Source organism: Salibacter sp. (assembly GCF_031581065.1).
Classification (GTDB): domain Bacteria; phylum Bacteroidota; class Bacteroidia; order Flavobacteriales_G; family Salibacteraceae; genus Salibacter.
In genome coordinates, this window is record NZ_JAVLBN010000035.1 from 1 (window position 1) to 21911 (window position 21911).

Here is a 21911-nt window from a genome sequence, read left to right on the forward strand (position 1 = left end):
CTCACTGTGAGCGATAGTGAACACGCTGCGAACGCTACGTTATTCTGCAGATCCAACATCAAAAAGCTCCGCGCACGCTGCGATACAAACTCCCAAACCTCACAGCTCTAAACCTCCAAACTTTAACACCTCAACCATCAAACGAACCAAAACCAAGTTTAGAATCTCCTCGACCTTGACCTGGGCCTCGATCTCCCCCTTAACAATTCCGGTTCTGACCAAAAATTACTTGCAAAACATCATTTAGTATTATATTCGCCAAGCTCGATGGTTTCATTTTAAAAAGCAGGCCTATGATCGTTTGCCATTATTACAGCGAAAATGAGTTGTTGCTCACGCGCGACTTCAGTAAATTGGAAGAGCTTCAGGTTAATGAGATTCTATGGGTCGATTTGGTGAAGCCGAGTTATAAAGAGCGGGAATACGTTCAAAGTAAATTTGATATCGAGCTACTAACAGCACAGGAAGCTGAAGAGATTGAGAGTTCCTCTAAATTCTCTGAAACTGAAGACGAGATCAATGCAAACTCCAACTTCATCATCAAAACCAATGACGGCTACAAAAACGAGGCGGTTTCGTTTATCATCAAGGATGACTTCATCATAACGCAGCGCAAAGTGGAGCTTAAAACATTTGACGACATCCATAAAAAACTGCCGCGCTACCGCAGAACTAACGCGCCCAATTACAAGATTTTCCTCATTTTATTTGAAACGCGAATCGATTTCGATGCCGATTTCCTCGAGCACATTTCCCGTGAAATATCTGATATCGGAAAAGACCTGGCGCTAAACCGCAACCTCGATGATGACATGCTCATCAAGATCAGCAACTTCCAGGAAACAACGATGCTGATCAGAGAAAACATCGTGGATAAACAGCGCATCATCAGCTCGATACTCAAAAGTCAAATGTTCCCCGATAATGAATACGACCGCATCCGCATCATGATCAAGGACGTTGGCTCCCTACTCGATCACACATCATTCAATTTTGAACGACTCGAGTACCTTCAGAACACCTTCCTCGGTTTGGTTGACCTGGAGCAAAACGAGATCATCAAAATCTTTACCGTTGTTACCGTAATCGCCATGCCGCCAACACTCATCGCGAGTTTGTACGGGATGAACTTCCAGTTTATGCCCGAGTTAGATGAAATTTGGGGCTATCCATTTGCCATTGCCCTTATGATCCTCTCATCAGGGCTCACACTCTTCTACTTCAAACGCAAAGGCTGGTTATAATTTTTTTGAATAACGGTCAGAGCCGAACGAACCGCTAACCGAGTGCCACATCGAGCGTCATCATAACCGCAAAGCCGAGCATGGCTCCAACAGTAGCCGTATCTTCATTTCGGTGGTATTGCGACTCCGGAATCAACTCCTCCACAACAACAAAAATCATAGCTCCGGCAGCAAACGCAAGGGCGTATGGAAGAATGGGTCTGATCATGACAACAGCCAAAGCACCAATTACTCCTGCAATTGGCTCAACTACCCCTGAGAGTTGTCCGTACCAAAAACTCTTTCTTCGCGAAAAACCTTCCCTGCGGAGCGGAACGGAAACACTCAGTCCCTCGGGGAAATTTTGAATTCCAATACCGAGCGCCAGGATTACAGCACCAGACAAGCTCGCTCCCGGAATGTCGTAAGCCAGCGCACCAAAGGCAACGCCAATCGCTAAACCTTCAGGAATATTGTGTAGCGTGATAGCCAATACCAGCAAAACACTCCTGTTCCAGCTCGTTTTCACTCCCTCTGCATCTTTGCGCGGATAGCCCAGGTGAAGGTGTGGTAATATTTTGTCTATTCCCCACAGGAAAATACCACCCGCTAAAAAACCAACAGTAGCCGGAACCCAGGGCGTTTGCCCCATTCCTTCAGCCATTTCAATTGCCGGATTGAGCAGTGACCAAAAACTGGCTGCGATCATCACACCGGCCGCAAAGCCGAGCATGGCATCGAGGACTTTTCGGTTAACAGATTTGAAGAAGAAGACAAAAGCAGCCCCAAGAGCTGTAACGCCCCATGTAAAGAGCGTTCCAACCAGAGCCTGAGTCGTGGGCTCAAGCCCCTTAAACCAACTGACAATCGTGCTTTCTACTTCCATTTAAGTTTATTTTTAGATGAGTCAAAATTATAGTTTTTGCAGAAGTAAACAATAGCTACTTATGACATTCTGAATATTTTCGCAAAAAAGAACTGATGTCGTATTGCAAACACATAGAGAAACTACCGGAGCCCAGAAAGTCACTACACAAGAATTATCACGACAATCATTACGGATTTCCACTACACGATGACAATGAGCTTTTTGGAAGACTGATCATGGAAATCAACCAGGCCGGACTGAGCTGGGAGACTATTCTCAAAAAAGAAGACAACTTCAGGAAAGCTTACGATGAGTTTAATATTCAAAAAATCGCTAATTACGGTGAAAAGGACAGACAGCGGTTACTGTCAGATCCCGGAATCATCAGGAACAAGCTAAAAGTCAACGCAGCGATAGTCAACGCTCAAAAAATCACTGAGTTAAAGAAAGAATTTGGCTCGTTTGAAAAATGGCTGGAGCATCATCACCCGCTTTCAAAGCAGGATTGGGTGAAATTATTCAAAAAGCATTTTAAGTTTACAGGTGGCGAAATCGTGGGAGAGTTTTTGATGAGCATCGGCTACCTACCGGGAGCTCATGATGAAGACTGTGAAATACACACAAAAATTATTAAACACAACCCGATGTGGAATAAGCAATAATCTCTGCGAACAAGCTTTATACTCAGTCGTTATGACGGATAAAACAGCACAATAATGAAAAAAGTACTCATCATAGGAGCTAACGGAAAAGTGGGAAAACACATCACAAAAAAGATGAAAGAGTCTAATGACTTCACTCCCACTGCATTAATCAGAAAAGAAGAACAAAAAAGTCATTTTGATGATCTGGGAGTGGATTCTAAAGTTGTGAGTTTGGAAGACAGTGTTGACAAGCTCAAAGAAGCTATATCAAGTAATGACGCAGTTGTTTTCACAGCCGGATCTGGCGGTAATACAGGATCTGACAAAACATTGACTGTTGACCTTGATGGAGCCGTAAAAACGATGGAAGCTGCTAAATATGCAGGTGTTAATCGCTACGTCATGGTAAGCGCGATGATGGCTGACAACCGCAAAGTGTGGGAAAAGCTCGAGGGCATGAAGCCTTACTACGTGGCTAAACATTATGCTGATCGGTTGTTGAAATCGATCGGACTTGACTACACGATCCTCCGCCCCGGTCTGCTGCTGGATGAAGAAGGAACGGGCAAAATTGACATCGAGAACCCTGCATCCAAAAAAGGTGTTCCGCGTGAAGATGTCGCAGCTACAGTTTTGGCTACGCTGAGAAATGATAAAAGCAAGAACAAAATATTCGAGTTCAACACAGGTGATACTGAAATAGAACGCGTTGTTTCATAAACTAAAAAAGCCGCTCCAATGATGAAGCGGCTTTATTTTTTTATTAGACTGAATCTTACATCTTTACCAGTTTATCAGAAAATATTTTTCCATTTACATCTTTGATCTCAATCAGGTAAGAACCTTTATCAAGGTTTGATAAATCTACAGATTGTGTTCTTAAATCATTTTGAAGCACAACTTTTCCTGTAATATCCATGATCGTGATCTGTTTAAGGCTTTCACCTTTAACATTGAGCTGTTCTCTAACAGGATTGGGGTAAATCTCAATGCTTTCTTTTGCAATTGTGTTTTGCCCGGCCGGAATACCAAAGTCGTACATCCACACATTATCGGTATTCACACCCGTTTGGCGGTTCTGACCAGCAACAAAGTATAGCTTGTGATGAATCACCATTGCTCCGGGTGCCCACTTGCTGATGCCCGGATGTGGCGTCAATTCTTCCCATGAATCATTGTCGTCATCATATTTCCAGAATTCACCTTCCTGCATGTAGCTGTGATCACTTCCGTCACCACTGATCACATATCCGTCTCCTCTGTAATCAAACTGAGCGCCTGCAACCCTGGGTTCACCCGGGAATGCGCTCATCGTTTCCCATGAGTCCGTTTCCATGTTGAACTTATACCAGTCACCATAAATTAAACTTCCTCCGTGACCCATTCCAGCATAAGCATGACTACCGGCAGAAAATTGGAATGGGTGGTGTCTTGGTTGCCCCGGTAAATTATCATGTTGAGTCCATTGTTCTGCTTCAATATCGTATTCCCACCAGTCATTTAAGTTTCCGGGAGCACCGTCTCCAAGTCCAACAAATAAGCGACCGTCATTAATCACGAAAGATGGATGCCTGCGTCCCGTACAAGGACAAGATGGTAGTTCTGTCCAGGTATCAGTTTCTGGGTCATATTCCCAGAGATCATCGTAATACTGTGTCAATGAAGCACCAAATCCTAAATATCCTTTGCCGTTGTATGTCACACCAATAGAAAAACTCCTTGGTCCGCCCGGGAAGTTATCCAAAGTTTCCCACGAATCAGTTGAAGGATCATAACGGTAAAAGTCTCGCGTTGGATTACTGGCTGTATTACTTCCGGTAACCACATAACCTTCATCATCAAAGCCCCATGTTACAGGGTGGTGTCGTCCCTCTGGTAAAGGAGCAACTTCTGTCCACTCTTCAATTTGAGCATGAGAATAATTCGCTACTATTGAAATGGCGAGTACCATTAAGAAACTGTAAGAATACTTCATATATGTAATTATTTGTGAATCAACTCAAACCTACATAATATTTTTTTCATTTACCGTAATTTTGTCAACCTATTAACATTTTTGTCATATCACCGACAAACAGGAAAATCATTAAATAATCAGTAGATTTGGATCAACTATTTTTATTAACCTAATGCTCATGAGATACTTTTTGTTCACCCTTATTTTTACAATCACCTGTATCACGGGTTTTGGTCAGAACCAAAAAGTCACTGCGTCTCCCAACCCATTTATCAACTCAACTCAGATCACTCTACACGATCTGGAAAATGATACCGTGGATGTTGATATCTACAATATAGTTGGTCAGCTCGTTGATTCGTATTTCAATAATATAGTGTTGAGCGGAACAGTTACCGTCACCTTCAATGCTCACTCACTCGATGATGGAGTATTCATAGTTAGAACATCGATTAATAGTGATGAAGAAATTATTCAAATAGTAAAAGACTCCACAGCAACTTCAGTAACTCCGCTATCGAATAACAAAGAAATTACTCTATATCCCAACCCGGCTACAGATCACATCAATATCAACTCAAATGAGCCAATTGAAACAATTAGTATTTACAATTCAAAAGGCGCTCTTGTAAAAGAATCATCAAATCTAAAGCATACCGGCTTCCTCGACATCAGTAATTTGTCAGCCGGAATTTATGTAACTAAAATCAAGACGAAAAAATCACTTTATACACAAAAACTAATAATCGAATGAGATATATAATTACCCTGTTCACAGGTATAGCCTTTTCTATACTCTCATTAAATTCTTATGCTCAACTATTCAATGTTGATACTACTTACACAGTTTTAAAGAAAACAGTAGATCAGTCACCCGCTCACTGGTATATTGAAATAACATCAACTATTAGCGCAGATACAACATTGAGGTGGAAAACATCCTTTTCAAGAATGCCAAACGAATGGGTAATCGGTTTTGATGATCAAACAAACTCTTACAGTGATTTGAGTGATGGAGACAGCGCAGATTTTATCTTACAGGCGAATCCGCAAGTGAATCAAAAACTCGTAATCAGCAACACGATGAACGGGAAAACGGGAAAATCATCTGTGTTTTTTGATATTTACGACCCCAATAATCCATCAGAGGTTACAACTATTGAATACGAGTTTATCATCAGGGAAAGTGAGCTGAACTCTGTATCTACGATTGACGATAAGTTTCCACTATTTGGACTAAAAGACGGTACTCTTTGGTTTGACTCAAAGCTAATCGGATCTGAATTTAGAATTATTGATTTAAAGGGCAGAACGGTTTACCGCAATACAATTTCAGCAACATCACAGCATTTACCTGACCTCAACAGCGGAATTTACATCATCAATATTCCAGATCAGGAATTACAATCACAAAAAATATACATACCATAAAAAAAAGCCCGCTCTCAGTAAGAACGGACTTTCAATCTATATTGACCGAGGATTACTTTTTCTTGTCTTCGTCAACTTCTTCAAAGTCAACATCAGTTACCTCATCATCGTCAGATCCTTGCTCGCCACCTTCTTGTTGCTGACCTGCATCAGCTCCTCCGGCTTGTTGTTGAGCGTTGTACATTTCCTGACTCGCTTCCTGGAATACGCTATTGAGCTTTTCCATTGAGCTGTCAACCGCATCGAGGTCTTTGGCTTCGTGAGCTTTCTTCAATTCTTCGAGCGCCTCTTCGATAGGTTTCTTTTTGTCTTCAGGCAGCTTGTCACCGTATTCTTTCAACTGTTTTTCAGTTTGGAAGATCAGCGTATCAGCCTGATTCAACTTATCGATTTCCTCTTTGCGTTTTTGGTCTTCATCAGCGTTAGCTTCAGCTTCCTTCTTCATTTTATCGATTTCGTCTTCACTCAATCCTGAAGAAGCTTCAATTCTGATAGATTGCTCTTTATTAGTAGCCTTATCTTTTGCTGATACATTCAAAATACCGTTAGCATCGATATCGAAAGTCACCTCAATTTGAGGAGTTCCACGCGGAGCAGGTGGAATTCCATCTAAGTGGAACTTACCAATTGAGCGGTTGTCCTTAGCCATTGAGCGTTCACCCTGAAGAACATGAATTTCAACTGATGGCTGGTTATCTGCAGCAGTCGAGAATGTTTCACTCTTCTTGGTTGGGATTGTTGTATTCGCTTCAATCAATTTAGTGAATACTCCACCCATTGTTTCAATACCGAGCGACAATGGAGTTACATCGAGAAGAAGTACATCTTTTACTTCACCGGTCATAACCCCACCTTGAATAGCGGCACCAATTGCCACAACCTCATCGGGGTTTACACCTTTAGAAGCGTCTTTATTGAAGAAGTTTTTCACTGCATCCTGAACTGCAGGAATACGAGTTGAACCTCCAACGAGAATTACTTCGTCAATATCTGACTTATCGAGATCAGCATCTTTGAGAGCTGATTCACATGGGTTCATTGTTTTCTTCACGAGATCATCAACCAATTGCTCAAACTTAGAGCGACTCAACGATACAACAAGGTGTTTTGGTGTACCATCAACCGGCATGATGTAAGGCAGGTTGATCTCAGTATTTGAAGAAGAGGAAAGTTCAATTTTCGCTTTCTCAGCAGCTTCTTTAAGACGTTGCATCGCCATTGGATCTTTTGAAAGATCAGCTCCGCCATTGTCTTTCTTAAACTCTTCAACTAACCAATCGATAATTTTTTGGTCAAAGTCGTCACCACCGAGGTGAGTATCACCATCAGTTGACAATACTTCAAATACTCCGTCACCGAGTTCGAGAATTGAAACATCATGAGTACCACCACCAAGGTCGAATACTACAACTTTCACATCCTGACTCTTCTTGTCGAGTCCGTAAGCGAGTGATGCAGCAGTGGGCTCATTGATAATACGTTTTACTTCAAGGCCTGCAATTTGACCAGCTTCTTTAGTCGCCTGGCGTTGGCTGTCGTTAAAGTATGCCGGTACAGTAATAACTGCTTCTTTAATATCCTGACCAGTGTAATCTTCAGCCGTTTTCTTCATTTTTTGAAGAATCATTGCTGAGATCTCCTGCGGTGTGTACATTTTATCGTCAATCTTAACGCGAGGAGTGCCACCATCTCCTTTGACTACTTCGTAAGGTACTCTGGAAACTTCGTTTTTTACTTCGTCCCAGGTAGCACCCATAAAGCGCTTGATTGAATAAATTGTTTTGTGTGGGTTTGTGATGGCCTGACGCTTTGCAGGATCACCAACTTTTCTTTCTCCGCCATCTACAAATCCTACAACTGACGGAGTTGTTCTTTTTCCTTCACTGTTAGGTATAACAACTGGTTCGTTCCCTTCCATTACGGCAACGCAAGAGTTTGTTGTACCCAGGTCAATTCCTATTATTTTACTCATTATGATTTATTTTTTTCACGTTTTCACACTCTAATGCCAATCTTTGTGCCACTACAGAACAACAGCAAATATGTCAGCAAAAAAAAATGCCACCGGTTTAGGGTGACATTTTTTATGACAGATTAACAGATTACTCCCGACAAATTATGGGTAGCAATCGTTATTGGGTTCTTGAGTATTACAAAATCCTTTTTGTGCTGTTAGACCTAATACAGTTGCATTTACCAGTTCCTCTTGAGTACGTGTGCTGAGTGGAAGTTTTATTTCAACACTGTTTCTGGACCCAACTACTCCTATTCCACCACCTTTGAGATTAGTGAATGGAGGCTTATCTTCTAATAAACTCTCTGATGGTTGAGAAACCTGAGTGTAAAGTTCAAGATCTTCAGATGCAAATTCTACATTGATAAATGCAGAATCTAATATTCTTTTTTCAACACCAGGAGAATCATCAAGATCGGGAACACGGTCTGCAATGATTTGATAAAAGCGATCACTCACAAAACGAACAGTTCTTGAAGCTGGAGCTTGACCACCTCGGGGATCATAAGTACTTTCAAAAGTTTCCTTGCCGAGATCAACGACAATATCTTTGGGATCTGAAAGTTGACCATCTATGACTTCTCTATATCGAAATGTCAATGAAGTCTCAAAAGAGCGACAAAAACCGGGTTGTGTTACTACAATACTGTATGCTGAAAACTCATTCTGTGTAGTGCTACTTCTCGATCCAAAATCAACAACGCATCCTGTTAGGTTTTGTGGACGACAAATACCGGGCTTTACAGTACTAGATGTGGTTCTGACCAAAGGTGTGAAACCGGTGACTTCTTCTCCACTAGGTAAAGTGATACGAACCCCGTAAACGTTGTCTTCATTCATTTTTAATGTATCATCTTCCTCATATTGATATACCTTTTGATTTGGATAGTAAAATGTACCTGAATCTTTATTGGTTACCTCAACGGGCGTACATTCAATGTAGCGGGCATTTTGCCTGTCAACTTCCTCGTTAAACTCTGAAGTGTAAGTTGTTTCAACAATCTCGACTTTCACATCCTCATATTCGGCAATGCTGCGGTCTTTTGCCAATTCATCAAATGAACGATCGCCCTGTAAGAGACGGTTTACTTTAACGTAATGAGTATTCTCGTTTTGATTGAATATTGCGTACACAACTGGTACTTCTTTCTGTGGAGCAGTGATATCGATTTCATCATCGCATCCTGTAAATGCTAATGACAGGAATAATAGTCCCGGTAATAAGTTTTTCAATTTCATCATTATTCGCATAATTGGGGCTCGAAGGTAAAAACAGTTTTCGATGTAAAGTCAAAACTGCATTGTACTTATTCTTTTAAATTTGCCAAATATAATAGCAGGTGGGGCTATGTGTCAAGTAGAAGTATGAATGAACACCCATCTGATAAAGAACCTTTTGTATGAGTAAAGCGCTAAAGCCTGTAAGTAAAAATAAAAAGAAGATTACCACGCACGTCCTTCAGGAAATGAAGAGCAAAGGCGAAAAAATATCCATGCTTACCTCCTATGATTACAGCATGGCCAAGATTGTAGACAAAACGGGAATGGATGTCATCCTCGTTGGTGACTCGGCCTCAAACGTAATGGCCGGACACGAAACCACGCTTCCCATTACGCTGGATCAAATGATTTACCACGCCACATCAGTAGTGAGAGCTGTAGAAAATGCTCTCGTGGTTGTCGATTTGCCATTTGGTACTTATCAGGGAAACTCTAAAACAGCATTGGATTCCAGTATCCGCATCATGAAAGAAAGTGGAGCTCATGCGGTAAAACTTGAAGGCGGACAGGAAATCAAGGAATCGATCGATCGGATTTTATCTGCCGGAATTCCTGTCATGGGCCACCTTGGGTTGACACCGCAGTCGATTTACAAATTTGGAACTTACACGGTCAGAGCCAAACAAGATGAAGAGGCTAATCGCCTGATAGAAGATGCTAAAATGCTGGAACAAACGGGCTGCTTTGGGATTGTATTGGAAAAAATACCGGCTAAGTTAGCCAGGCAAGTTGCCGAGTCTGTAGAGATACCGGTCATTGGTATTGGAGCCGGAAATGGTGTTGACGGTCAGGTTTTAGTTGCTCATGACATGTTGGGATTAAATGTTGACTTCTCTCCTCGTTTCCTTCGCAGGTACAATAACCTGTCTCAACAAATTGAAGACTCTGTTAAGCAGTACATCAACGATGTTAAAACGAAAGACTTTCCTAACGAGAACGAATCGTATTGATGAATAACCCTTTTGAAGATCGTATACTCTTTCAAGACAATCACATTATCGTGATCAACAAGCGGGCCGGTGAAATCATTCAGGGTGACAAAACCGGTGATAAACCGCTCAGCGAAACGGTCAAGGAGTATTTGAAATACAGGTTCAATAAACCCGGAAACGTTTACCTGGGAATTGTTCACCGAATCGACAGGCCCACATCCGGTGCGATTATGTTTGCCAAAACAAGTAAAGCTGCATCGCGATTGAGCAAGATGTTTCAGTCTAAAGAAATCGAGAAAACCTATTGGGCTATCACGGCTGAAAAGCCCAAAAACAAAGAAGGTACGCTTACTCACTATCTTCAAAAGAACAACAATAAAAACAAATCTTTTGCGGTTGACAACAAGCGAGATGGTTACAAAAAAGCGGTTCTTCACTATGAGGTTTTGGCCGGCTCTGACCGTTATCACCTTTGGGAGGTTGATCTCGAAACAGGCCGTCATCATCAAATTAGAGTCCAGCTCGCACAAATTGGCTGCCCCATTAAAGGCGATCTCAAATACGGTTTTGCCCGCTCCAATAAAGATGCGTCAATCTCGCTGCATGCGCGATCAATTGAATTTACCCACCCGGTGCAAAAAGAGCCTGTGAAAATTACTGCTCCTGTTCCAAAAGACAAGTTGTGGGAGTTTTTTGAGCGGAATGTCAGTTAAATGACACAACAGCTTTTCAGAATTTTCGTTTATTGTACGGTGAAGCAAATTTTGATAATTATACAATTCCTCCTGGTGCTCTTAGCTAATGGTCAGAGCCGAACCCAGCTCAGCAGATTTAACGTCAACGAGCTCAGCGGTAAGGTGACGATCAACTGGACATTGGCCAAAGGAAGTACCTGCTTTGGTATTGAAGTTCAACACACGACCGACACGAGCGATTTAAAGCCAAAAGTGATTCACAAAATAGGTGGCGTTTGCGGAGATCAAAACTTTGAGGTTTCCTATAATTATACGCACTTATCCCCTGTTCCCAATCAAAGAAACTATTACAGACTTGTTTTAGGGACTACACCAACTGAGTACGAAAGCGTTTATTACCAGTACTTTCAGAACCGTAAAACGTATATCTCCCCCAATCCGGCTAAGGGACAAACCGAAATTAAGTTCGACAACGAAAAATCAAAACAGGTTACAATTAGGTTGATCAATTTGAATGGTCTTACAGTCTTTGAAAAAATCATTAATAGAGACAATATCACCATAAACATAACACCTTTTCCTCCCGGCCTGTATTTACTCAAGATCAAAGGGGATGATTTTACTTACAACGAAAAGTTGGTTATTAGCCGATGAATTATGGATAATGTCTCATCAAATTCTTTTTGTGAGATAAACAACTTATGAATAAAGTCAGCTTTGCCAGAGGCATTTTGAGCTTCTCTAATATTTTATTTGCTCCCACCGAGGTACCACATCGAAGAATTTGTTTACTCATCACGTACTCTCCTTTCTCATTTACAAGAACCTTGTAGAGCTTTATGATTTCTAACGCATAATCAAAAGACCGTTATTTAAGTGGGTTACATTGTGAATGTCATTTTTAATTCCCTAAGTTAAAAAAATTCAACATTCATCCTTGACCTTAATCTCATGACGCTCGCGTTAAGTGCATTCATAGGAGCACTACTCTATCTCTTTCCGAACAAAGTGAGGAACATACCTCGTTTTTGAGCTCTGCAAAAAACATATTTCTATATTTCGTTCATGAACAAAGCTAATGAGCATATTTCTTTATAAACTACAAACTCATCCAACCTCCAAACCTTTAACAACTTTAGTCCCCAATAATCCTTAAGCATCATTAAAACGCTCCTCGACCTCAACCTTGACCTTGACCTCCCAAACATTAAATCAATCTAGCGGATTCTTCCTCAACTTCTTAATCTGTCCCTTTTTCTTTTTGTCATCGACCCGTTTCTTTTGTGATGCTTTTGTCGGTTTGGTTTTGATTCTTCGTTTAGACTTTTTGAGAGCATCTTTGATGGTATCAAACAGTTTCTTCTCAGCTATTTCCCTGTTTTTGATTTGACTTCTTGTTTCTTCACAGGTGATGTGTAATTCACCCTCAGAGTTGATCTTGTTTTTAAGCTTTTTGATCAACTGCTGTTTTTGCTGTGATGTAACTCCGTTACTCTCCTCTACATTCCAAAACAGCTCAACTTTTGTTTCGGTTTTATTTACGTGTTGCCCCCCTTTACCTGAGCTGCGGCTTGTTTGTGATCTCAACTCAGACAAAATATTTTTTCTCATAAGTTTCTCCATGATTCTTAAAACAATGAATTTAATCTTACTGGTAATTAAAATTTCGATTGTATTTTCGTATTGACAAACAAATCACAATTATTTGTATAATGTGACTAATGATACAACAAATTGAAGTAACACTCAAGCCAAAAAACAGAGGGTTTCATCTCATTACTGACGAAGTTTTAAATCAGTTACCAAATCTCCCAAAAAAAGGGTTGATTCATATCTTTATCAAACACACATCAGCCGGATTGACCATCAACGAAAATGCTGATCCAACAGTAAGGGAAGACTTCGAGATGATGATGAATAAGATTGTACCGGAAAACGATCCTGATTATAAACACACATTTGAAGGGCCAGATGACATGCCGGCTCACATAAAGTCCTCACTCATGGGTTCGAACATAAGCATCCCTATAACCCACCATCAATTGAATACCGGCACATGGCAGGGAATTTACCTGTGCGAATTCAGAAATTCAGGTGGTGCAAGAAAAATAGTTGTAACAATTACAGGCGATTAAACCTCGCTCTTAATTTGCTCAACAGCCTTGGGCATTATTTCGTTGAACTCCTCGATTAAACCTGGAAGTTTATCGAGTTCCTCTCCTGTTTTACCAATATGTTCCATCTCTTTGATTTTCTCGATGAAAGACGGAATTTGAACAGTTTGAATAGTTGACTTAAGCTTGTGAGCTTCTTTACCGAGCTTTTCGTACTCTTCGTTTTCGTAAAATTTATTGATCTTTTCTATAGATTCGGGAACAGATTCAATGAAAAGCTCAATAAGTTGCTTTGTAAACTCTTCATTTCCACCCGACATTTCCTCTACAAATTCTAAACTGTATAATTTTTCACTCATTGCTATGAATTATTATCCCGAAATTACAATTATTTGTGATAATAGCAGTAACACCTTTACTCACTTTTCAATGTTAGTAATTTAGTATGTGAATACTTTCAGGTTCCAACTGTCACCTTTACTTTGTAACTAAATTTAGGAATTGCTGTATAAAAGCGCATGAGTTTGAAAAACCGGTTTAAAAACGATATCGATTCTTCCAAATCCAGTGCTGGTGAGGAAAAAGCAAAATCTGCTAAAAGCTCTAAAGCAAAAAAAGAGAAGAACCAAAAGGCTACCAACAAGAAGAGTTTACTGAAAGATCAGCGAACCAAAAACCTTGTGGGTCTCGCATTTTTATTCATCTCTGCCATTTTGATGCTCGCCCTCACCTCTCACCTTTTCACAGGAAATGCAGATCAAAGCATTTTGAGCACTCCACTATCAGATTTTGAAGATGAACGCGAAATCCGCAACTGGTTGGGAACATTCGGTGCACATATCTCACAAAAACTCGTTTCAGACTGGTTTGGAGTTGCTTCATTCTCATTTGTCCTACTCTCCTTCCTCATTGGGTTTCGCATCCTCTTTGGTTTTTTCTTATTGCCATTTAAGCAAGTTCTCAAATACACCATTTTCACACTCCTGTGGCTCCCTGCTTTTCTCGGGTTCTTCTTTACATCTTCAAATTTGCTCCTCCTCAGTGGAGGCGTTGGTCAAACCATCAATACATGGCTCAGCATAGCGATGGGGAATGTGGGCGCACTACTGTTCATCATTTTCTCTGCCATCGCCTTTATCGCTGTTAACTTCAAAGTTTCCTTCGCCAAAATCGCGCAATTCTTTGGATCTGAAAAAGAACTTGACGAGCGTGAAGAAAGCAGCTTTTACAAAAAAGAAGAGTTTGAAAAACGAGAGCAACATGTTCAGGAATTGGCTGATGAAGAAGATGATGATGAAAATGAAGAGTCGCTTCAGTCAGAACCGGAGCCAACAATAAGTGAAGATGACGAAAAACAGGAAATCGATCTTTCAGAACCGGAAGAAAACGAACCTGATGATGAGGTTGATCAGGAGGACGAAAACGAAAACTCTGAAGAGCTCGAAGTTGACATAAATCAAGACGAAGAGCAGGCTGATTCAGGCTCTGACCGTGAAGAGGAAAAAGAAGAAAAAACTGATGAAGATGATGTAGAAATTGAAATAGAGCAATCTGAAGAGGATGAAGAACTTAGCGATCGTGATGTAAACAAAAAAGTGAAGGACTTTGGCGAGTACGATCCCACGCTGGATTTGTCAAAATTCAAGCTGCCAACAATTGAATTACTAGACGATCACGGTGGCGGAGAAATCAAAGTTAACCGCGAGGAGCTGGAAGAAAACAAAAATAAGATTGTCGATACACTCAAGAATTACAAAATCGGTATTGACAAAATTAAAGCTACGGTTGGACCAACAGTCACACTCTACGAAATTGTCCCTGAAGCCGGTGTAAGAATTTCGAAAATCAAAAACCTGGAAGACGATATAGCGCTGAGTTTATCAGCACTCGGTATCAGAATTATCGCTCCAATTCCGGGTCGTGGAACAATTGGTATTGAAGTGCCTAATCAGGATCCTGATATTGTTTCAATGCGATCGCTCATCAAATCTGACAAATTTCAAAACTCAAAATACGCGCTACCAATTGCATTGGGTAAAACGGTGAGCAATGAAACATTCATTGCCGATCTCGCTAAAATGCCACACCTCCTATTAGCCGGAGCTACCGGACAGGGTAAATCGGTTGGACTCAACGCTATACTGGTTTCACTCCTCTATCGACTACATCCATCACAAATCAAGTTTGTGCTTGTGGATCCGAAAAAGGTGGAACTCACTCTTTTCAATAAAATAGAACGCCACTACCTGGCTAAACTGCCTGATACTGAAGAAGCTATCATTACTGATAACTCGCAGGTAATCAACACACTCAACTCGTTGTGTATTGAAATGGACAAGCGTTACGAGTTACTCAAAGACGCCATGGTTCGGAATGTGAAAGAATACAACAACAAATTCATCAACCGCAAGCTCAATCCTGAAAACGGACACAGGTACATGCCTTATATCGTACTCGTTGTGGATGAGTTTGCCGATTTGATCATGACAGCCGGTAAAGAAGTTGAAACGCCTATCGCGCGCCTGGCTCAGCTCGCTCGTGCCGTTGGTATTCACCTGATCATCGCCACACAGCGACCTTCGGTTAACGTAATTACCGGACTGATCAAAGCCAACTTCCCGGCCAGGATTGCTTTCCGCGTAACCTCAAAAGTGGATTCCAGAACAATCCTTGACAGTGGCGGAGCCGATCAATTGATCGGTCGAGGTGATATGCTCCTCAGCCAGGGAAGCGATTTATTGCGCTTGCAGTGTGGCTTTGTTGATACGCCAGAAGTTGAAGAGATCTGCGATTACATCGGCAACCAGCAAGGTTACCCCGATGCCATGCACCTACCCGAATACAGCGATGACAGTGCCGGTGGCGGAGCTGCCGGAGGCGGTGGAGACATCAGCGACCGCGATGCGCTTTTTGAAGATAGCGCACAAATTATTGTGCAAACTCAGCAAGGTTCAGCATCTTTGCTACAGCGTAAATTAAAAATCGGGTACAACAGAGCCGGCCGAATCATAGACCAGCTCGAGGAAGCAGGGATTATTGGTCCGTTCGAAGGAAGCAAAGCCCGCCAGGTTTTAATCCCCGATGAATACGCTTTGGAACAATTGTTGAATAGTGAAAGCGAAAACGATTAATATATCAAGCATGAAAAATTTACTTGCCTCATTACTAGCAACTTTTTTAGTGGTCGGAACCGCAACCGGCCAGGAAGATTACAATCCGCAAGACCCAAAAGCAAAAGAGATTTTAGAAAATCTATCTGCTAAAAATAAAAAGTACACTTCAATAAAAGCCAACTTCGAGTACCGCATGCAAAACGAAGCGGCTGATATCGATGAAACACAAAAAGGTATCGTTTGGCTCAAAGGAGACAAATACCGTGTAGAGCTGGATGGCGTTGAGCGCGTATCTGACGGTAAAACGAACTACACCTACCTTACGGAGGAAGACGAACTTCAAATTACTTCTGCTGAGAACGAAGAAGAGGGCGGAATGATGAAGCCTTCTGAGATTATGAACATCCACGAACAGGGCTTTAAGTACAAGTACATCGGCACTAAAACGATCGATGGAAAAACACTCGAATACATTGAGCTCTATCCTGAAAAAGCCGACAAACCTTTTCACACGATTGAATTGTACATCGACAAAGCCAAAACACAGATTTACATGATTAACGTAAAGTCTAAAAACGGCAATGTTTTCACATACAAGCTCGATAATTACCAAACAAACCTGAACATCCCCGATTCAAAGTTCAACTTTGACAAAAGCAAAGCCGGTGATGTGATTGATTTGAGGTAAGCTTAAAAACACAACTTCCAGAACCCCGTTTCAAATGATGGAACGGGGTTTTGTGTTTATGAAATATTGAGGTGGTTCGTACCTACGGCACTCAAGTCCATTTTTTTCACATAGACTCCGGGTTCTCACCCGGAGATAGAAGTTTACCGTGCCTACGGCACTATTTTTCAAAACAAAAGCTGGAGTCTGACTAACCTGACAGGTTTTTGAGACCTGTCAGGTTTTGGTGGTACAAACAACCATGAGTGCCGTTAGGCACGAAACACATTTAACTCTGGGTATTAGCCCGAGTAATTGAGTCTGAATGAAAGCATTGAGGGGGTGTATCAAAAGGCTTTCACAAAAACCTACAAGAATCTGTAATACAATATAATAATTTAGCTTCTTCAACTACTTTAGACTCTAAAAACCAGCCTTTTAAAACCAAAAACGAGAGTTTTTGGTTTTGATACACCCCCCGATCCACATCTTTTAACCATAATTTTATTTTTTGGTCAGAGCCCTACATCGTTTGATAGAGCGGGGTTTTTCTTTAATTTAGGCGGCCTAAACACAAAACTCTATGAACTGGATTAAATACACTGTCCTGGCGACTACGGCTACAATGGCCTTTTCGTGTGGCGCTCCGACAGAGAAAAAAGAAACAAAAGACAAAAAAGCTGAAACAGTGAAACAAGACACATCAGACTTTGAGTACTTAGCTGAACAATTTGCTGATTTACGCATTATCCGCTATCAAATTCCCGGTTGGGACAAGCTTTCGGCAAAGCAAAAAGAATACGCTTATTATTTAACTCAGGCTGGTTATGCCGGTCGCGACATCATTTGGGATCAAAACTACCGTCACAACCTTGAAATTCGCGATGTGCTGGAAGGTATCGTCAAGAATTACAACGGTGACAAAGATAGTGAAGACTGGAAAAACTTCATGACCTACACCAAGCGCGTGTGGTTCTCTAACGGAATTCACCACCACTACTCCATGAAAAAATTCGTCCCAAAATTCTCGAGAGATTATTTTGAGCAATTGATGAAGATCACTGGAGCAGAATTATCTGAAGAGGCATTGAACGCCATGTTCGATCCGTCAAAAGCCGCGAAGAAAGTCAACCTCGATCCTGAAAAGGACCTCGTGGCTGCTTCAGCGGTAAACTTCTACGATCCGGATCTGACCGAAAAAGAAGTTGAAAACTACTACAAGCAAAAAATCGACAAATCTGCCAAAAAACCAGTTTCTTACGGACTCAACTCAAAGCTCGTGAAAACGGAAGACGGCAAGGTTGAAGAGCGCGTTTGGAAGATTGACGGGATGTACGGCTCTGCGATTAAAGAAATCGTACACTGGCTCGAAAAAGCCGTGAAAGTAGCTGAAAACCAAAAGCAAGCTGATGCGCTCAAACTACTCATCGAGTATTACAAAACCGGTGATCTCAAAAAATGGGATGAGTACAACATCGCATGGGTAAATGCTACTGAGGGCGATATCGATTACATCAATTCGTTCATCGAGGTTTACAACGACCCTATGGGCTATCGCGGTTCTTACGAGACGATTGTTCAGGTGAAAGACTTCGAAGCATCTGAACGCATGAAAACGCTTTCTGAAAACGTTCAGTGGTTTGAGGACAACTCGCCAATCATGGACGAGCACAAAAAGGAAAACGTGACAGGTGTTACGTATAAAGTAGTGAATGTTGCCGGTGAATCCGGTGATGCATCGCCTTCTACTCCAATTGGCGTGAACCTGCCTAACTCAAACTGGATCAGAGCCACTCACGGTTCTAAGTCTGTAAGCCTGGGTAACATCGTTGAAGCTTATGACAAATCGAGCAAAGGTGGCTACCTGAAAGAATTCGCTTACTCTCAAGAGGAGGTTGACCGTGGATTGAAATACGGAAACCTTTCAGATAAATTACACACTGCCCTGCACGAAGTGGTGGGTCACGCGAGTGGTAAACTGAACGAAGGCGTAGGTACACCAAAAGAAACGTTGAAAAACTACGCTTCTACTCTTGAGGAAGCACGTGCCGATCTCGTTGCACTGTACTACCTCTACGACAAAAAGATGATTGACCTGGGATTGATGGACAACCTGGAAGTTGGTAAAGCACAGTACGATGCCTACATCAGGAACGGATTAATGGTTCAATTGCGCAGATTAGAGCCGGGTGACAACATCGAAGAAGCTCACATGCGTAACCGCCAGCTCGTTGCTCTTTGGGCTTATGAAAAAGGGAAAGAAGACAATGTGATCGAGAAGAAAACGAAAGATGGAAACACGTATTTCGTTGTGAACGATTACAAGAAGCTTCAGGAGCTTTTTGGACAACTTATGAGAGAAATCCAACGCATCAAATCTGAAGGTGATTACGAAGCCGGAAGAGCACTCGTAGAGAACTACGGTGTTAAAGTTGATAAGGAAATTCACGAAGAAGTTCTATCACGTAGTGAGGAACTCGGAATCGCTCCTTACGGTGGTTTCATCAATCCGCGTTTAATGCCGGTTGAAGAAAACGGAAAAATCGTTGATGTTGAAGCGAAATACGGTGAGTCATTCACTGAACAAATGCTCCGCTACAGCAGCGATTACGACAATCTATAAGAACTGAAATTCAGTCAAAGAAAAACCCTGACAATTTGAAAAGCTTCGTCAGGGTTTTTGTTGAGCAGATTTTTATTGAGTTGAGTTTGCCTTTTAAACGTTGAAGAAAAATCTGCTTTAACGTTGAGTGACACAAATGTGCACAGTCAGATCCGGTTCCCCAACCAAAATGTGATGAGCGTAAAATACGTGTGATGAATAACGTTAACAAAAATTAACCTGCTGAAAATAAAAGGCTACCACTCGGTTTTGAGAATGGCGTAAACCACATCGTCAACATTTAAACCTTTAAACCAATAAACACTTAAATATCACTCACTCCTTCTCAAAGCACCAGTTGAAAAGTGGTAGCGAACGTTTTTGATTCGTGTTCCACAAACCTATTTGAAAACCGCGAAGTTTAGCAGCATTGTTCACAAGTCCAACCTGCGCGCCATTCATCTCCCCTGCATGATTCACCATCCCGATTGAAATACCGTTCAGGTATTCATACCTGTTGTAGACCAGGTTGAATGAAAAGCCATTTAGTACCAATCCGGCACTCATCAATCCCGATAGCGAAACACCATTGATCTTACTCGTAAATGTACCCAGCGGAGAAACAATCAACCCGTTGTGTAATGCACTTAATTGAATCGTATCCATTTTATCTACGGTCAGAGCCTTAGCGTCAATCGGCTTCATCATGAAAACCGAGTTGAAACCCTGTCCGGGGATTTGGATGTTCAATCCGTGAGATTTCTTCGCGTACGACATAAAACAAACAACCTCAGAACCGACCGGACCAATGGCAATTCCGTAAATGTTCATCGCCCGTGACGGAATCACCCGAATGCCGTAATAGTTTTTGATCGTATCCTGCGAATCACCTGAAGCTGACTGGCCCATGCCAGCTACTGTAAGAAATAGGAATAGTAGAAGTGTGAGGGGTTTGGGCATTACTTAACTTTTTTCAATTGTCTCAACTAATTGACCTTCTTCATAAACTTTGACTTTGTTTAGTTTTCCATTTTCGTCAAAATACTCCCAACGACCATTTTCTATTCCATTATTGAATTTTTTGATATTTAGTAATTTCCCATTTTGGTCAAAATACTTCCAGTCCCCATTCTTTTTCCCATTCTCACAATCACCAATAATTGCTAACCTTCCAGTTTTATGGTAAACAATCTGACCTCCCTGAAGCTTATCATTTTTAAAATTATTAATCTCTTTAACCTGCCCGTTCTTATAATAAAAGATCCATCCCATTTGCTTCAAGTTATTCTTATCTAAATAGCCTATTATTTTAGGTATTCCAGTCTTGTAATATTCAATATGCAAACCATTAACACTCATCCCCTCAGCTAAATTCAGCTCCTTAGGAACATTATTTTCGTGATAAATCAACGTGTACCCATTGTGAATACCATCCTCAAAAAATCCTGAAGAATGAACAGATCCATCATCTCTAAAATCAACTGAGAACCCATCTCTGTTACCTTTATTGTTGATAGCTTGCTGACTTTTAATAAAACCAGAGTCGTAATATTTTAAAGTTACATTCTCATTTTGTTTTGTACATCTATTGTTATTGCATGAAAAGCAAACTAATATTGATAAAAAAGAAAATACGTTTATAGAATATTTCATTTTGACTGTAATTTACTATTTCATTTATGTTTCATTGATTTTATAAATCCCTTTCAAATACAAATACCTCTTCCTTCCCACTGTCAAAAAGTAGCACATAACACCTAAAATAATGATAGAAATTCCCAACAGCGCATACATGACCGGTTGCGGAATTACATCTTTCAGCAACAGCGAAATGATTGTTGCAATAAATGAAATTGCCAGGAATGACAGGAACACATAGTTCAATATTTTATTTCGGCTCATGAAGCTGGAAAGTTCAACTTCAGTATTTCCGGAGATTTTGAGAGTATTGCTCCTTGCCCAGTCTATCTTAGAATAAAACGCTACTTCACCTTCAGGTATTTCGAGCTCAATTGATTCACCATCATTGATTGAAGCAACCTTTTCGTCATTTACATATAGATCAATAGTTCTCAGCTTATTGATCCATTCTCTTTTGCGGTGAATACGGAGTTTAGGCATAGAGTAGTTATTCCTTCTCAATAAAAGCAGTTTGATCTTGTAAAGATATATAATTTGAAGTTCAATTTTGCTAATCAGATTATCAGACTAGATCATTCCTTTTGCTAAAAACAACTAATTCAGCAAAGGCTAGAGTTCCACAGTGTATCACAGAGTAAATCTCAGTGTTTCACAGAGTGCCAGGAAATTACAGATAACCAATAAAGTGCCGTTAGGCACGATTCACATCTATCTCCGGGTGATAACCCG

Annotated in this window: 22 protein-coding genes; 12 read left to right on the forward strand and 10 right to left on the reverse strand. The window is 41.0% G+C overall.

Going from position 1 to position 21911, the window contains the following annotated elements; genetic code table 11:
- Positions 1–293 precede the first annotated feature (293 nt).
- Entirely contained in the window at positions 294–1244 is a 951-nt protein-coding gene (corA, locus tag RI557_RS08660; RefSeq protein WP_310668473.1) for a magnesium/cobalt transporter CorA, read from the forward strand.
- 34 nt (positions 1245–1278) lie between these two features.
- Here the strand turns inward: corA and RI557_RS08665 are convergent, their stop codons facing one another.
- Positions 1279–2109 (reverse strand): ZIP family metal transporter, encoded by an 831-nt coding sequence (locus tag RI557_RS08665; protein ID WP_310668472.1) that lies wholly within the window; start codon positions 2107–2109, stop codon positions 1279–1281.
- Positions 2110–2204: 95 nt separating this feature from the next.
- On the opposite strand from RI557_RS08665, the gene RI557_RS08670 reads away from it, so the two are divergent.
- Together RI557_RS08670 and RI557_RS08675 are read left to right on the forward strand one after the other, a co-directional pair.
- Positions 2205–2753, forward strand: coding sequence for a DNA-3-methyladenine glycosylase I (locus RI557_RS08670; RefSeq protein WP_310668471.1), 549 nt, complete (start codon positions 2205–2207; stop codon positions 2751–2753).
- 54 nt (positions 2754–2807) lie between these two features.
- Positions 2808–3455 (forward strand): SDR family oxidoreductase, encoded by a 648-nt coding sequence (locus RI557_RS08675; RefSeq protein WP_310683292.1) that lies wholly within the window; start codon positions 2808–2810, stop codon positions 3453–3455.
- A gap of 55 nt (positions 3456–3510) precedes the next feature.
- Here RI557_RS08675 and RI557_RS08680 read toward each other — a convergent pair whose 3' ends face one another.
- Entirely contained in the window at positions 3511–4710 is a 1200-nt protein-coding gene (locus RI557_RS08680; RefSeq protein WP_310683294.1) for a kelch repeat-containing protein, read from the reverse strand.
- Positions 4711–4870: 160 nt separating this feature from the next.
- Here RI557_RS08680 and RI557_RS08685 point away from each other — a divergent pair, with 160 nt between their 5' ends.
- Both RI557_RS08685 and RI557_RS08690 read left to right on the forward strand, forming a co-directional pair.
- Positions 4871–5446, forward strand: coding sequence for a T9SS type A sorting domain-containing protein (locus tag RI557_RS08685; protein ID WP_310683296.1), 576 nt, complete (start codon positions 4871–4873; stop codon positions 5444–5446).
- Entirely contained in the window at positions 5443–6123 is a 681-nt protein-coding gene (locus tag RI557_RS08690; RefSeq protein WP_310683298.1) for a hypothetical protein, read from the forward strand. The genes RI557_RS08685 and RI557_RS08690 overlap by 4 nt, the downstream gene beginning before the upstream one ends.
- Positions 6124–6175: 52 nt before the next feature.
- Here the strand turns inward: RI557_RS08690 and dnaK are convergent, their stop codons facing one another.
- Both dnaK and RI557_RS08700 read right to left on the reverse strand, forming a co-directional pair.
- Positions 6176–8095 carry a molecular chaperone DnaK gene (gene dnaK / locus RI557_RS08695; protein ID WP_310683302.1) on the reverse strand — a complete coding sequence of 640 codons (1920 nt, stop codon included), beginning with the start codon at positions 8093–8095 and terminating at the stop codon, positions 6176–6178.
- Between the two features lie 144 nt (positions 8096–8239).
- Positions 8240–9379 (reverse strand): hypothetical protein, encoded by a 1140-nt coding sequence (locus tag RI557_RS08700; RefSeq protein ID WP_310668465.1) that lies wholly within the window; start codon positions 9377–9379, stop codon positions 8240–8242.
- Between the two features lie 158 nt (positions 9380–9537).
- Here RI557_RS08700 and panB point away from each other — a divergent pair, with 158 nt between their 5' ends.
- From panB to RI557_RS08715, 3 genes are read left to right on the forward strand one after another with little or no spacing between them, the layout of a single operon-like run.
- Positions 9538–10368, forward strand: a complete 831-nt coding sequence (panB, locus tag RI557_RS08705; RefSeq protein ID WP_310668464.1) for a 3-methyl-2-oxobutanoate hydroxymethyltransferase — start codon at positions 9538–9540, stop codon at positions 10366–10368.
- Positions 10368–11063, forward strand: a complete 696-nt coding sequence (locus RI557_RS08710; protein ID WP_310683304.1) for an RluA family pseudouridine synthase — start codon at positions 10368–10370, stop codon at positions 11061–11063. The genes panB and RI557_RS08710 overlap by 1 nt, the downstream gene beginning before the upstream one ends.
- 51 nt (positions 11064–11114) lie before the next feature.
- Positions 11115–11699 carry a T9SS type A sorting domain-containing protein gene (locus RI557_RS08715; protein WP_310683306.1) on the forward strand — a complete coding sequence of 195 codons (585 nt, stop codon included), beginning with the start codon at positions 11115–11117 and terminating at the stop codon, positions 11697–11699.
- On the opposite strand, the gene RI557_RS11760 is transcribed toward RI557_RS08715, so the two are convergent.
- Together RI557_RS11760 and arfB are read right to left on the reverse strand one after the other, a co-directional pair.
- Entirely contained in the window at positions 11669–11743 is a 75-nt protein-coding gene (locus RI557_RS11760; protein ID WP_409079693.1) for a hypothetical protein, read from the reverse strand. The two genes, RI557_RS08715 and RI557_RS11760, sit on opposite strands and share 31 nt — an antisense overlap.
- Before the next feature lie 514 nt (positions 11744–12257).
- Positions 12258–12656 carry an alternative ribosome rescue aminoacyl-tRNA hydrolase ArfB gene (arfB, locus tag RI557_RS08725; protein ID WP_310668461.1) on the reverse strand — a complete coding sequence of 133 codons (399 nt, stop codon included), beginning with the start codon at positions 12654–12656 and terminating at the stop codon, positions 12258–12260.
- Between the two features lie 110 nt (positions 12657–12766).
- On the opposite strand from arfB, the gene RI557_RS08730 reads away from it, so the two are divergent.
- On the forward strand, positions 12767–13180 hold the full coding sequence (locus RI557_RS08730; protein WP_310683308.1) for a secondary thiamine-phosphate synthase enzyme YjbQ: 414 nt from the start codon (positions 12767–12769) through the stop codon (positions 13178–13180).
- Here RI557_RS08730 and RI557_RS08735 read toward each other — a convergent pair.
- Entirely contained in the window at positions 13177–13518 is a 342-nt protein-coding gene (locus tag RI557_RS08735; protein WP_310683310.1) for an Hpt domain-containing protein, read from the reverse strand. The genes RI557_RS08730 and RI557_RS08735 overlap by 4 nt on opposite strands.
- Positions 13519–13677: 159 nt before the next feature.
- Here RI557_RS08735 and RI557_RS08740 point away from each other — a divergent pair, with 159 nt between their 5' ends.
- From RI557_RS08740 to RI557_RS08750, 3 genes are all read left to right on the forward strand, one after another.
- Positions 13678–16290, forward strand: coding sequence for a DNA translocase FtsK (locus tag RI557_RS08740; protein WP_310683312.1), 2613 nt, complete (start codon positions 13678–13680; stop codon positions 16288–16290).
- Positions 16291–16300: 10 nt separating this feature from the next.
- Positions 16301–16960, forward strand: a complete 660-nt coding sequence (locus RI557_RS08745) for an outer membrane lipoprotein carrier protein LolA (RefSeq protein ID WP_310683314.1) — start codon at positions 16301–16303, stop codon at positions 16958–16960.
- A gap of 562 nt (positions 16961–17522) precedes the next feature.
- Positions 17523–19562 (forward strand): dipeptidyl-peptidase 3 family protein, encoded by a 2040-nt coding sequence (locus RI557_RS08750; RefSeq protein WP_310683316.1) that lies wholly within the window; start codon positions 17523–17525, stop codon positions 19560–19562.
- A 315-nt stretch (positions 19563–19877) separates the two neighbouring features.
- Here RI557_RS08750 and RI557_RS08755 read toward each other — a convergent pair whose 3' ends face one another.
- Genes RI557_RS08755 through RI557_RS08765 form a run of 3 tightly spaced genes read right to left on the reverse strand, consistent with a single transcriptional unit; the run spans position 19878 to position 21683 of the window.
- Positions 19878–20501: an LA_2272 family surface repeat-containing protein gene (locus tag RI557_RS08755; protein WP_310683318.1), complete on the reverse strand. Its 624-nt coding sequence runs from the start codon at positions 20499–20501 to the stop codon at positions 19878–19880.
- Positions 20502–20504: 3 nt separating this feature from the next.
- A complete protein-coding gene (locus tag RI557_RS08760; RefSeq protein WP_310683320.1) occupies positions 20505–21194 on the reverse strand; it encodes a hypothetical protein in 690 nt (229 codons plus the stop codon).
- Between the two features lie 24 nt (positions 21195–21218).
- Positions 21219–21683 (reverse strand): hypothetical protein, encoded by a 465-nt coding sequence (locus RI557_RS08765; protein WP_310683322.1) that lies wholly within the window; start codon positions 21681–21683, stop codon positions 21219–21221.
- Positions 21684–21911: the final 228 nt, after the last annotated feature.

Bases quoted from the DNA above. Each gene is read 5' to 3' on its own strand.
- RI557_RS08685 (WP_310683296.1), top strand. From the start codon at position 4,871: ATGAGATACTTTTTGTTCACCCTTATTTTTACAATCACCTGTATCACG.
- arfB (WP_310668461.1), bottom strand. From the start codon at position 12,656: ATGAGAAAAAATATTTTGTCTGAGTTGAGATCACAAACAAGCCGCAGC.
- RI557_RS08680 (WP_310683294.1), bottom strand. From the start codon at position 4,710: ATGAAGTATTCTTACAGTTTCTTAATGGTACTCGCCATTTCAATAGTA.
- RI557_RS08750 (WP_310683316.1), top strand. From the start codon at position 17,523: ATGAACTGGATTAAATACACTGTCCTGGCGACTACGGCTACAATGGCC.
- dnaK (WP_310683302.1), bottom strand. From the start codon at position 8,095: ATGAGTAAAATAATAGGAATTGACCTGGGTACAACAAACTCTTGCGTT.
- RI557_RS08710 (WP_310683304.1), top strand. From the start codon at position 10,368: ATGAATAACCCTTTTGAAGATCGTATACTCTTTCAAGACAATCACATT.
- RI557_RS08730 (WP_310683308.1), top strand. From the start codon at position 12,767: ATGATACAACAAATTGAAGTAACACTCAAGCCAAAAAACAGAGGGTTT.
- RI557_RS08690 (WP_310683298.1), top strand. From the start codon at position 5,443: ATGAGATATATAATTACCCTGTTCACAGGTATAGCCTTTTCTATACTC.
- corA (WP_310668473.1), top strand. From the start codon at position 294: ATGATCGTTTGCCATTATTACAGCGAAAATGAGTTGTTGCTCACGCGC.
- RI557_RS08735 (WP_310683310.1), bottom strand. From the start codon at position 13,518: ATGAGTGAAAAATTATACAGTTTAGAATTTGTAGAGGAAATGTCGGGT.
- RI557_RS08755 (WP_310683318.1), bottom strand. From the start codon at position 20,501: ATGCCCAAACCCCTCACACTTCTACTATTCCTATTTCTTACAGTAGCT.
- RI557_RS08670 (WP_310668471.1), top strand. From the start codon at position 2,205: ATGTCGTATTGCAAACACATAGAGAAACTACCGGAGCCCAGAAAGTCA.
- RI557_RS08760 (WP_310683320.1), bottom strand. From the start codon at position 21,194: ATGAAATATTCTATAAACGTATTTTCTTTTTTATCAATATTAGTTTGC.
- RI557_RS08745 (WP_310683314.1), top strand. From the start codon at position 16,301: ATGAAAAATTTACTTGCCTCATTACTAGCAACTTTTTTAGTGGTCGGA.
- RI557_RS08675 (WP_310683292.1), top strand. From the start codon at position 2,808: ATGAAAAAAGTACTCATCATAGGAGCTAACGGAAAAGTGGGAAAACAC.
- RI557_RS08740 (WP_310683312.1), top strand. From the start codon at position 13,678: ATGAGTTTGAAAAACCGGTTTAAAAACGATATCGATTCTTCCAAATCC.
- RI557_RS08700 (WP_310668465.1), bottom strand. From the start codon at position 9,379: ATGATGAAATTGAAAAACTTATTACCGGGACTATTATTCCTGTCATTA.
- panB (WP_310668464.1), top strand. From the start codon at position 9,538: ATGAGTAAAGCGCTAAAGCCTGTAAGTAAAAATAAAAAGAAGATTACC.
- RI557_RS08665 (WP_310668472.1), bottom strand. From the start codon at position 2,109: ATGGAAGTAGAAAGCACGATTGTCAGTTGGTTTAAGGGGCTTGAGCCC.